The 11,634-nt window shown below is 60.4% G+C and carries 11 protein-coding genes; 7 read left to right on the forward strand and 4 right to left on the reverse strand.

The annotated features are described in order from the left end of the window. Position 1 precedes the first annotated feature (1 nt). Positions 2–997 (reverse strand): amidohydrolase, encoded by a 996-nt coding sequence (locus FJ320_01300; GenBank protein ID MBM3924616.1) that lies wholly within the window; start codon positions 995–997, stop codon positions 2–4. A gap of 325 nt (positions 998–1,322) precedes the next feature. Between FJ320_01300 and modA the strand changes: the two genes are divergently transcribed. From modA to FJ320_01320, 4 genes are all read left to right on the forward strand, one after another. Beyond that, the gene (gene modA, locus FJ320_01305) at positions 1,323–2,027 is read left to right on the forward strand and encodes a molybdate ABC transporter substrate-binding protein (GenBank protein MBM3924617.1); all 705 of its coding nucleotides are present in this window, start codon (positions 1,323–1,325) and stop codon (positions 2,025–2,027) included. Then, positions 2,024–2,848, forward strand: a complete 825-nt coding sequence (gene modB / locus FJ320_01310; GenBank protein ID MBM3924618.1) for a molybdate ABC transporter permease subunit — start codon at positions 2,024–2,026, stop codon at positions 2,846–2,848. Before modA ends, modB begins: the two co-directional genes overlap by 4 nt. Further along, positions 2,845–3,918: a molybdenum ABC transporter ATP-binding protein gene (gene modC, locus FJ320_01315; protein ID MBM3924619.1), complete on the forward strand. Its 1,074-nt coding sequence runs from the start codon at positions 2,845–2,847 to the stop codon at positions 3,916–3,918. The genes modB and modC overlap by 4 nt, the downstream gene beginning before the upstream one ends. Before the next feature lie 71 nt (positions 3,919–3,989). After that, positions 3,990–5,321: an MFS transporter gene (locus FJ320_01320; protein ID MBM3924620.1), complete on the forward strand. Its 1,332-nt coding sequence runs from the start codon at positions 3,990–3,992 to the stop codon at positions 5,319–5,321. A gap of 279 nt (positions 5,322–5,600) precedes the next feature. On the opposite strand, the gene FJ320_01325 is transcribed toward FJ320_01320, so the two are convergent. From FJ320_01325 to FJ320_01335, 3 genes are all read right to left on the reverse strand, one after another. Next, positions 5,601–6,248, reverse strand: coding sequence for an MFS transporter (locus FJ320_01325; protein ID MBM3924621.1), 648 nt, complete (start codon positions 6,246–6,248; stop codon positions 5,601–5,603). A 16-nt stretch (positions 6,249–6,264) separates the two neighbouring features. Further along, positions 6,265–6,981: an MFS transporter gene (locus FJ320_01330; GenBank protein ID MBM3924622.1), complete on the reverse strand. Its 717-nt coding sequence runs from the start codon at positions 6,979–6,981 to the stop codon at positions 6,265–6,267. A 310-nt stretch (positions 6,982–7,291) separates the two neighbouring features. After that, positions 7,292–7,501: a hypothetical protein gene (locus FJ320_01335; GenBank protein MBM3924623.1), complete on the reverse strand. Its 210-nt coding sequence runs from the start codon at positions 7,499–7,501 to the stop codon at positions 7,292–7,294. A gap of 200 nt (positions 7,502–7,701) precedes the next feature. Here FJ320_01335 and FJ320_01340 point away from each other — a divergent pair, with 200 nt between their 5' ends. From FJ320_01340 to FJ320_01350, 3 genes are all read left to right on the forward strand, one after another. Continuing rightward, complete coding sequence (locus FJ320_01340) at positions 7,702–9,120, forward strand: DUF1800 domain-containing protein (GenBank protein ID MBM3924624.1); 1,419 nt, start codon at positions 7,702–7,704, stop codon at positions 9,118–9,120. Between the two features lie 229 nt (positions 9,121–9,349). Continuing rightward, positions 9,350–10,369 (forward strand): hypothetical protein, encoded by a 1,020-nt coding sequence (locus tag FJ320_01345; protein MBM3924625.1) that lies wholly within the window; start codon positions 9,350–9,352, stop codon positions 10,367–10,369. Positions 10,370–10,380: 11 nt separating this feature from the next. Further along, entirely contained in the window at positions 10,381–11,400 is a 1,020-nt protein-coding gene (locus FJ320_01350; protein ID MBM3924626.1) for an aldo/keto reductase, read from the forward strand. The last annotated feature ends 234 nt before the right edge of the window (positions 11,401–11,634 follow it).

Below are 11,634 nucleotides of genomic sequence, written 5' to 3' on the forward strand. Positions count from 1 at the left end.
GTTAGATACTCAGAAGTTTCTCCAGGTTTTTGTACAAAATCTTTTCCTTCTCTTCCCGAGTCAGGCTGTCCATGCTAAGAATCCAAGTGGTGGGCCAGTCGATGCCCATGTCGGCGGGGTAGTCGCTGCCGAGGACGACGCGGTCGGCACCGACGGTATCGATGAGGAGGCGGAGGGACGCCTCACTGTGGGTGAGGCAGTCGTAGTAGAACTTGCGGAGGTAGGAGCTGGGGGTTTTCTTGGTGGTGCCTCGCGTCTCCTGGCGCACTCGCCAGCCCGCGTCCATACGCCCGACACCGTAGCAGACATAGCCACCGCCGTGGGCCAGGCAGACCTTGAGTTTGGGGTGCTGGTCCATGACGCCGCCGAAGACCAGGCAGGCGTAGGTGATGGAGCGCTCCACCAGGTTGCCGATGCTGTTGGGCAGATGGTACTTCCGAGTGCGCCCGTCCACGACAGTGGGGCCGCCCTGATGGATAAAGATAAGCGCGCCCATCTCTTCAGCGGCTTTCCAGAAGGGTCGGAAGTGGGGCTCCTCTAAAGTCTTGCCGCGGATGTGGTCAGAAATCATAGCGCCCTTCAAGCCTAGCTTTGTCACGGAACGCTCAAGCTCGGTGATAGCTAGCTTGACGTCCTGCATTGGGATGATGGCCAGGCCGGCGTAGCGCTGGGGGTAGGCTTTGCAGGCTTTGGCGACCTCATCGTTGCAGGCTTTGTGCAGGCCGACTATCTCCTTGGCATCGGGTTCCGGGTAGTACCAGGCTGGGATGGTGGAGAGGACTTGCACATCCACACCCTTGGAGGACATATCAGAGATGCGCTCCTCAAGGGTGTGGCGGTCCATGGGCCAGAGGCGGTTGCGGTAGGGGCCGCGGACGGGCCATTCGACGTTGTCCTTGTCGCGCTCCAGGCCGATGCCGTGCCACTTCTTGCCCTGGTCGACGGTGTTCCAGTAGGCGGGAGGCACGAAATGGGCATGGATGTCTATGCTGCGCATGGCGAACCCCCTGGGGTGGATTTATCGGGAGGTGTAAAACGCTGCAAGGATATACCGCGATACTGACAAAAGCAAAAGCGCAACGTCTAAAAAAGTGGATGGGCAGGAAGCTAGAGGTGTGAAGCAAGTTGAAAGGGTATCGTATACTCTTGGTCTGGCAGACTTTACTGTAACGAGAAACGTGACACTTAGGACACTACTGCCGCTAGCGGCGCTTATCGTGGGCTTAGCATGCTCTTTCGAAGGCACGCCACAAGCACAGACACCGGACACTTCTCTAATCAAAGCTACATGCGCTCCCACGTCGCGCTCCTCTTGCGACTTGATGGTGTTCGCAGCGTCTTCGCTTACCGAGGCATTTACTGAGATTAAAGACGCCTTCGAAAAGGTCCACCTCGGATATGCCGTAACCTACAATTTCGCGGGAACGCCGACGCTGCGCACGCAAATCGAGCAAGGAGCCAGGGCGGACGTTTTCGCCTCGGCAAACGAGCAACAGATGGAGGCGGCTATTCGGTTCGGCGTCATCGAGGGCGAGCCGGTGCTGTTCGCGTCTAACCGGCTGGTGGTGGTGACGCCGAAGGGGAGCGATGTGGTTGCCAGCCTTCAAGACCTGGCTAGGCCGGGGGTAAAGCTGGTGCTGGCGCTGAGAGATGTGCCGGTGGGCGGGTACGCGCGAGAGGCCATCGCAGAGATGGGGGCGTCGGGGCGGTTTGGGGAAGGGTTCGAAGGGAGGGCGCTGGGGAACCTGGTGTCGGAGGAGGTGAATGTGCGGCAGGCGTTGTCGAAAGTGGCACTGGGCGAAGCGGACGCCAGCATTGTATATGCCACCGACGTCACGCCGGAGATTCGGTCAAGGGTGGACGCGATAGATATACCAGACTCCTATAACGTCATTGCCCTTTACCCTATGGCGGCAGTGAAGGGAGCGGCCCATAAGACTGCCGCTGAGCTTTTCATCGACTTTGTTCTCTCGGCGGAGGGCCAGAGTATTCTGTCCAAGCATGGGTTTGGCGGGGCGCTATCATGACGAACGGCGTCGCGGGCAGGCTGCGGGTTATGAACCCCTTGCTGGTCTTGGGCGGACTGGTGATGGCGCTGTACCTGGCGTTTATCGGACTACCGATCGTGTCGCTGATTGTGGAGGCTGTGGGCGAGGAGAACTTTCTGGATAGTTTCACCAGCACTATCGCTTACCAGTCTTTGAGGCTCTCGCTAATTACCACGGCTATAAGCCTGGCGATAATCGTGGTCTTGGGCACGCCCTTTGCTTACCTTCTGGCCCGCAGCCGGCACTGGACGCTGCGAGTGGTAGACAGCCTGGTGGAACTGCCAATAGTGCTGCCGCCAGTGGTAGCAGGGCTAGCTATGCTCATGGCCTTTGGTCGTCGAGGGTTGCTGGGGCCGGGGCTGGAGGACATAGGCGTGACTATTTCTTTCAGCACGGTGGCGGTGCTTTTCGCCCAGATATTCGTGTCAGCGCCTTTTTACATACGAGCGGCCAAGATAGGGTTTGAGGGGGTAGAGAGGGACTACGAGGACGTGTCGCAGACGCTGGGGGTATCGCCGTGGCGGACCTTCTGGCGGTTGACGCTGCCGATGGCGTGGCCGGTGCTGGCGGGGGGCGCGGTGCTGGCCTGGGCGCGGGCGTTGTCCGAATTCGGGGCTACTATTATGTTTGCCGGCAACTTCATCGGCGAGACCCAGACCATGCCGCTGGCTATCCTGAGCGCCATGGAGAGCAACATCCCAGCGGCGCTGGCCCTGGCGGTGATGCTGACGGTTATCTCGGCGGTGTTCCTACTGGGACTGCGGCTGGTCTATCGCGCGCCGATGTGGGGGCGGCGATGATTCGAGGGTGGATACGGCATAACGCTGGCGGCTTCAGCCTGGAAAGCCGGTTGGAGGCGGCTGCGGGGTCCATACTAGTGCTGTTCGGAGCGTCCGGGTCGGGAAAGAGCTTGACGCTTAAGGCCATCGCCGGGCTGATAAGGCCTCGTGAGGGGCGAATCGAGATTGGGGAGAGAGTTGTGCTTGACCATGAGCGGGGCGTTTGGCTGCCAGCACACCTCCGGAGGGTTGGATACGTGCCGCAGGACTACCAATTATTTCCTCACCTGGATGTGGCAGGAAACATTGCGTACGGGCTGAACGGGAAGAAGGCAGCGGAGGGGAAGGAACGAGTGGGAGAACTTGTGCAGCAGTTCGAGATGCAGGGAATGGAGAGGAGGCGGGTGTGGGAGCTGTCCGGGGGGCAGAGGCAGCGGGTGGCAGTGGCGCGAGCGCTGGCGTCGACACCGGCGGCGTTGCTATTGGACGAGCCTTTCGCAGCGCTGGACACCGAGCTGCGACGGAGCCTGCGTACGGAGCTCAGGGATGTCCTCAGAGCGGCCGGCGTGCCGGTGGTCCTGGTCACACATGATAAAGAGGAGGCGCTGGCGATGGGGGACGCTGTAGTAGTGATGGACAATGGGAGGGTATCAGCACAAGGCGAACCGGTAGAGGTATTGGGGCATCCGACTCAGAGCAGGGTGGCGCGGCTGACAGGCGTGGAGAACCTCATCGAGATGACGGTGGAGGAAACCCACTCCATGGAGGGGACCATGACCTGCGCCAGGGGTGTGTTCAGGCTGGAAGCGCCGCTGTCGGATGCGAGGTGGGGACAGAAGGTTACCCTGGGCATCAGGGCGTCGGACATTATACTAGCGTCGGAGGAGCCGAAGGGCCTGTCGGCGAGAAACCGGCTGCCTGGGAGGGTGGTATCGGTGGAGGCGCATGGGGCTGGGTACGAGGTGACGCTGGACTGCGGCGCGCCGCTGCGATGCCATGTGACCCAGGGGGCCATAAGGGAGCTGGGTATAAAGCCCGGGGCGCAGTTATGGGCGGTCATAAAGGCATCATCTATATTCCTGGTAGGGTAGGTAGAGCGGGTATGAGGCGTGTGGACGATAATCACACGTCAGCGTATTATGGCTGACGGCCATGAAATTGGATTCCACAATCCCATTATCGCAATCTGAAGGAGGACGCGGTGGCGTCCTCTAGTCCTTCAAGCACACCTCAGCCGACGCCAAAGCCTGGTCCTATTGCACGACTGCTGGTCTCATTCCACATAGCGGACTATCGCCGCCTGTGGACTTACAACGTGCTGGCTTCCATAGGCATGAGCATGGAGATGCTGGCGCAGGGGTGGCTGGTGCTGGAGATCACAGATTCGGCCTTCTGGGTGGGAGCGGTTACGGGGATACGCGGCATTGGACAGATTGGCTTTGGACCGCTGGGCGGGGTGGTGGCGGACCGGTTCGACCGGCGGCGGGTGCTGCAAGGGGTACAGACAACTCGCGCTCTGATGCTCTTCGCCATAGGCCTACTGGTGGCCCTGGACAGCATTGAGCTGTGGCACTTGCTGGCGGTGGCGGTAATCGAGGGGCTGCTTCACGCGACGGTGCTGCCGTCCAACGGGACGCTGCTGTTCGACATTGTCGGGCGGCAGAGGCTGCTCAATGCTGTCGCCAGCCAGTACATGGCCTTCAATATCGCCAAGCTGGTGGGGTCGGTGGTTGTGGGAGTACTCATCGACACCATAGGCCTCCACGTCGCGTATTTTGTCATCGCGGGGGCATACGGCTGCAGCCCTATATCGCTGTCGTTCATCAAGACCAAGGCTTCAGGCGTCCGCTCGCGACAGTCCATGCTCGCCAATTTGCAAGCGGGCCTGCAATATGTGGGCGGACACAAGACTATCCGACGGATTCTGGGATTCTCGGTCCTTATCGAGGGTTTCGGGTTTGCGCATCAGACCATGCTGCCGGTGGTAGCGCGGGATGTCCTGGATGTAGGTGGTGTGGGGCTGGGATTCCTGTCGGCGGCAGGGGGTGTGGGGGCGCTGGTAGGGGCGGTGTTCATGGGGAGCCTGGGGGACTTCCGGGCCAAAGGGCTGATTTTGCTGGTCTTCAGCGCCGTGGTGGGCGTAAGCCTCATCCTCTTTGGGCTGTCGCCGTGGTACGCGACGTCGCTAATCCTGGCGGGGCTGATACAGACCAGCCTGGTGGCCTACGATTCGACATTGAACGTCACTCTCCAGCTTATGTCCGACGATGCCATGCGTGGGCGGGTGCTGGGGCTGGTGGGGTTCATATACGGGTTCACGCCGGTGGGCGGGTTTATATATGGCGCACTGGCGAGCTGGTATGGCGCCCCCCTGGCCCTGGCTACGGGCGGCGGGCTTATTCTGGCGGGGTGGATCAGCGTGCTTGTCCCGACGACGGCGCTGCGCGAACCCACGGAACCTTCGGCGCCTGCGGAGGCGAAGAGTCCTGGATAGGCTTAGGAAGGTGAGTGGTAATAAGCAGCCCACATACCCGAACTGCCACCTCTCTAACTCCCTTCTTCAAGATGGGTTGTGATAATTCTTCTGGATTGAGAGAGACGAACCGTTGGGTTTGTTGGTGGTGATATAGGTATTGTGCTTCCAGGGTTTCCCCCTCATCCTGCACCTTCTCCTCCCTCGGGGGTACTCGGGACAGGCACAAGGGGAGAAGGAAGTTCCTGGGTGGCCGTCCGTACTGTTATCTGACACACAAACCTCAATTATCGCCAGGCGTTAGGAGTCGCCGGCGGCCATGTGGGAGGCGGCGGGTTGGGCGGCTACGCTGGCTTGGTGTGCCGCTTGCTTCTCCCATTCGGGGATAAGCATGTGGTCGGTGCGTTCCAGGAGAAGGATGCTAATAGCCCCGCCGACGCTGGCGGCGATGGAGATAACCAGGGCCCATTCGTAGCCGCCGGTCATATCGAAGATAACGCCGCCGACCCAGCCGCCCAGGGCCATGCCAAGGCCCGCGCCCAGCATCTGGAAGCCGTAGGGGCTGCCCATGGGGGCATGGCCGTAGTATTTTCTATTGAGGATGGGGAAGCCGCCAGACTCACCGCCGTAACCGACGGCAAAGGCGACGGCGAAGAGGTAGAAGGTCCACGGGTCGTGGGACCAGAAGAGGATAAAGACGGTCACGCCCTGGAGGAAATAGCAAGCCGACATTACCAGCCTAGGGCCGTATCGGTCGGAGAGCATGGGGGTCAGGAGGCGGGATATAACGCTGACGCCGGACATGACGGTCAGGAGGCTGGCGGCCATGACCAGGGATATACCTTCCTGAACGGCCAGGGGTATGAGATAGACCAGGATGATGGCGTGGCCGACGCAGCCGAGGAAGTGGATGGAGGACATGTTCCAGAAGGCGGCGGTCTTGCGCATGTAGCCGGCGTAGACCCTAGCGCGAACCTTGTCGGGGGTTCGGGGCGGCTCGGGAGGGTCGGTGGGCCGGGCGCCGTAGGGGAGGGCGCCGATGTCGGAAGGGCGGTCGCGGAAGAGAAGAGCAGCACCATAATCGCCATGATGGCGCCGGACCAGGCGGCGGTGACCCAGAAAGAGTTTGCCAGCCTAGGTCGCCGATCATCCAGCCCATGAGGGGCGCGACGAGGGCCGGCCCGGCCCCCCATCCCGCCATGACCACTCCCATACCCAGTCCCAGGTGCCGTCGGAACCAGGCCATGGAGGCAGGAATCAGCGGCACCAGGAATATGGCTTTGGCGATGCCGATGAGGAACCCGAAGGCCAAGTAGAGCTGCCACAGCTCGTTTATTATGCCGGTCAGCACCATGCCGATAACGAAGAGGATGCTGCCCAGGGCCAGGGTCCTTCGTCCGCCGTAACGATCGCCCATCCAGCCCGCCAGGGGCGACGCCAGGGCGGTGACGATGCTGGAGATGGCGTAGGCCAGGGTTATAGATCCCTGGCCCCAGCCGAAATTATCGCTGAGAGGCTGGATGAAGACGCCGAAGGCCATCTGGGTGGAGGCGCCGACCATCTGCATAACGGAGACGATGGCAACGATGACCCAGGCGTAGTGCCAGTACACTGCCCGGTCGGTAGGCGGGTACGGGGCCGTGGCCGCGACGGCCTTATGGCCGTTGGATTTTCTGAACATAGGTGGCTTTGCACGGGGAGTGGGGTGTTGGTCTCATTCGAGGCCACCATCCCCTAGCCCCTTCCTCTTCGGGAAGGGAAGAGAAAATAAGGAACCACAACCCCCTCCTTCGGCATACTCAGGACGGCGTCTAACTCCCCCTTCGCCTTTCAGGCCGAAGGGGGAGAACAAGATGGGAGCAGGCCCAAGGGCCCCCGTCGAGATGTTACGCCTCATATCTGCTTCCGGACCAGGGGTACACCGAGTTTTCGTGTAAAGCTAACATAGGCGATAAAAAAGCCGCCTGCCGGCGGCGGGTCGTTAGTTATGTCTAGTGGACAGGACATACGAAAAGGGCAGCCTCCTCCCACCAGGCCTTTTCCGCCTCGGCGTTGTTGACAGCAATGCCACCGGTCTCCATGGTAATAGAGGGGTTGAACCGGACCTGACGCCCCTCGACGCTGTTCTGGGCGGCCCAACCGCCGAAGAAGATTACCAACGATAGGGTAATAATCAGCACGGTCACGAATTGCAGGGGCAAGCCTAGAATTCGGATAGGCTTTTGGGTTCCCCGGGTGATTTGGTGTTGGGTGGACATGGCGGCCTGAGATTCATCATACACTTGGCCCTACCTTGCATCAAGGACATCTTGTCACTATCTAATCGCTCAAAATAGAGCTTCTTGACACTCCAAAGGCGTCTGCCTATCATCAGGCCAGAGCTACCCCAGGAGGCACACCTATGGCCGGCAAAGACATCGCGCTGATGGCGCATCTGATGCGGCGGGCGGGATTTGGAGCGACGCGGGAGGAGCTGGAGCGGCGGGTGGCCGCGGGGTACGAGGCCACGGTGGAGGAGCTGGTGGACCCGGAGGGCCACGGCATTGCCCACGCCGACGAGGACGTACTCTATCGACACCACCCGGCGTCGGAGAACGCGGGGGGCAACCCGCTGAACGGCCAGTTGGACTGGACGTGGCGGCTGATAACATCGCCGAGGCCGCTGGAAGAAAAGATGGCGCTGTTCTGGCACTGCGTCTTCGCCACGGGCAACGCTAAAGTCGACCACTGCGCGGTGGTTATGGCGCAGATAGAGATGTTTAGAAAGCACGGGATGGGGAGCTATAAAGACCTGTTGGTCAGACTGGCCAAAGACCCGGCCATGATCTTCTGGCTTGATAACCTGCAAAACCACAAGGGCGCGCCCAATGAGAACTGGGGTAGGGAACTGCTGGAGCTGTTCTCCATGGGCCAGGGGAACTACACAGAGAAAGATGTGAAGGAAGCCTCCCGCGCCTTCACCGGCTGGACCATCCAGCCCAGCCTGCCTCGAATGCCCTACCAGCGCTTTCCGTGGATTTTCGAGTATAAGGCCGACGACCACGACGATGAGGAGAAGATGTTCCTTGGGCACAAGGGCAACTTCAACGGCGAAGACATCATCGACATCATCTGCAAACAGCCGGCCACAGCGCGGTTCGTGGCGCGTCATATGTACAACTTCTTCGTCGCAGACGAGGTGCAGGTGCCGTCATGGCTGGACGTGCCTCCCAAGGATTCGGTGGCTATCAATATCCTGGCGTCGACGCTTATGGACACCAACTGGGATATCAGACAGACGCTGCGGGTGCTTTTCAACTCGGACTTCTTCAAGGACGAGAAGGTGTGGTTCAGCAAGGTCAAAAGTCCCGCCGAACTGGTGACCGGCGTTATGCGGTTCGTGGGGGACTACCGGTTCCCCGGGCCGGGCATCGGCGAGATTGGACAGGAGCCCAGGTATCAGGGGCAGGCGCTGCTGGACCCGCCCAGCGTGGAGGGGTGGCATACGGGGGCGGAGTGGATCGACAGCGGCGCGCTGGTGCGACGGGTGAACTTCGCGGCCAACTGGCTTGGCAAGACCGACCTGCCGGGGGTGAAGTCGATAGTCGATAGGCTGGAGACCCGGCACAGCCTGACGGCGGAGGAGCTGGTGGACGGATGCCTGGAGCTTTTAGGGCCGCTGACGTTAGAAGCGACGACGCGGCAGGAGCTTATCGATCATGTGAAGCAGGGGGGCACGATCAGGCGGGGCGCGACGGAGAAGGCGAGGGCGGCTTTTGCGTCTAGGGTGGGTGAGCTGTTGCAGCTTATCGCGGCGACGCGGGAGTACCAGTTCTGCTAAGTTGGTCCTCTAACTAAGGCTTCTCCTTCGTGAGAGGAAGGGATAAACGCAGCATGGAAGGTCGGCATTGATAAAGCATCGTAGCTCCAGGGTTTCACCCCTCAACCTGCGCCTTCTCCCACAAGGGGAGAAGGAAGTTTCTTTGTGGCCGGCAGCACTTTTATCCTGGGCGTAAACCTCAATTAACACCAGCCATTCAAGGTAGGGATACACAAAGGGAAGGTTAACAATGCAGACTATATTGTCTAAGGGCCGGGTTTTTAACTACTCGCACTGTGTAGGGAACAACGCAGTGTCGGAGACGGGGTTTCACTATCCGAATGGGATTGTAAGAGGGCCGGGGAATGTTGTCTACGTGCTGAACCAGCCGGACGAGTTGCAGCCGGTGCCGCATGTCAGCGTAGCGGACGTGGGCAACGACTGGCACCAGGAGGAATGGATTAAGGACTTCGGCGACCTTGGAGAAGGCAACGGCAACTTTGTGTGGCCCGCGGGCATTGCGCGAGACGGTGATGGGAATATCTACGTTTCCGATCAGTGGCTGCATCGCGTCAGCGTTTTCGACAAGGATGGCAAGTTCCTCCACAAGTTCGGGGCTAAGGGGTCAGGGAAGGGACAGTTAAATGGGCCGACGGGCCTGGCGGTGGACAGCCGGGGGAACGTATACGTGTCGGAGTATGACAACCATCGGATACAGAAGCTGACCAAAGAAGGGAAGCACATCGCGATGTGGGGCGGCTTGGGGGAGGAGCACGGGCAGTTCCGGCACCCGTGGGGCGTCGCGACGGACAAGGACGACAATGTGTACGTCGCCGACTGGCGCAACGACCGGGTCGAGAAATTCACTTCGGACGGGCGGTATTTGATGACCTTTGGGACGGTAGGGAGCGGGAAGGGGCAGTACCAGCGGCCCAGCGCGGTGGCGGTGGACAAGGATGGCGACGTGTATATCTGCGACTGGTGGAACCACAAGGTGGAGGTCTTCGACGCCAAGGGCGGGTATGTGACGACGTTTGTGGGCGACGCGGAGAGGCTGTCCAAGTGGGGCGAGGCGCGGGTGAAGTCGAACCCGGACGCGGTGAAGGCGCGGATGCGGATGAAGACGTTGGAGATGGAGTGGCGGTTCAATCGTCCGACGGCGATAGCCACGGGGGATGACGGGCGGATTATGGTGGTGGAGACTCAGAGGATGCGGGTGCAGATTTACAAGAAGGAGCAGAACTGGACGGAGCCGCAGTTCAACCTGTAGCAGCACTGTCTATGCCTCTGCCCGATTCCGCCTATCTTCAGTTCACCGACGACCTTAGCATCTGCCGGGTGCTGAACGGGATGTGGCAGGTGTCGGGCGCTCATGGCCCCATCAACCCCAAAGCTGCGCTGGATGCTATGGAGCGGCACCATGACGCCGGATTCACTACCTGGGACCTGGCCGACCACTACGGCCCCGCCGAAGACTTCATCGGTCAGTTCAGGCGCAGGCTGGCGGCATCGCGGGGTGAAGAGGTGTTGGCTGACATTCAAGCGTTCACCAAGTGGGTGCCGCCGCCGGGGCCGATGATCCGGCAGGTGGTGGAGAAAGCCGTGGGGGTGTCGCTGCGGAGGATGGGCACGCCGAGGCTGGACCTGCTGCAGTTCCACTGGTGGGAGTATGACGACCATCGGTATCTGGATGCGCTGGCGCGGCTAGCTGACCTGGCGAGTGAGGGCAAGATACGGCATCTGGGGCTGACTAACTTTGATACAGAGCATCTGGAGATCATCACCGCCAAGGGCATCAGTATAGTGTCCAATCAGGTGCAGTATTCGCTGATAGACCGTCGTCCAGAGGTGAGGATGGCGGCCTTTTGCCGAGAGAGGGGAGTCCAGCTTCTAGCCTATGGGACGCTTTGCGGCGGGCTGCTGTCGGAGAGGTACTTGGGGAGGCCGGAGCCGTCTCGATGGGAGTTGGATACGGTGAGCCTGCAGAAGTACAAGCAGATGGTGGACGTTTGGGGAGGGTGGACGCTCTTTCAGCAGCTTCTATCGGTGTTGAAGCAGGTGGCGGGGAAGTACAGGGTGAGCATCGCCAACGTGGCGGTGCGGTGGGTGCTAGACAGGCCCGCCGTGGTGGGGGCGATGGTGGGGGCGAGGCTGGGGCTTAGCGACAACCTGTCGGACAACTCCAGGGTTTTCGGGTTTGGGCTGGATGGGGAGGACAGGGAGCGGATTGAGGATGTGATTTCGCAGTCCAAGGACTTGTACGGGCTTATTGGGGATTGTGGGGATGAGTACCGGCGGTAGGGTTTAAGCGTAGAATTCCCTACCATACCCTGCCAGATCGCCCCTGTATTTTCCCTGTCAAGATGCTTAATGCAGATAAGGTACCTCGCCATAAGTGGGATACCTTCTTCCCCTGGCCCCTTCTTCCCCGACTGCATCGGGACTGGGTACAGCCTGCTGGAAGAAGGGGAAGAGAAAAAAGAAATACCACAACCCCCTCCTTCGGCCAGGCTCAGGACGGCGTCTGTTCTCCCC

The organism is SAR202 cluster bacterium (assembly GCA_016872285.1).
GTDB lineage: Bacteria > Chloroflexota > Dehalococcoidia > Lucifugimonadales.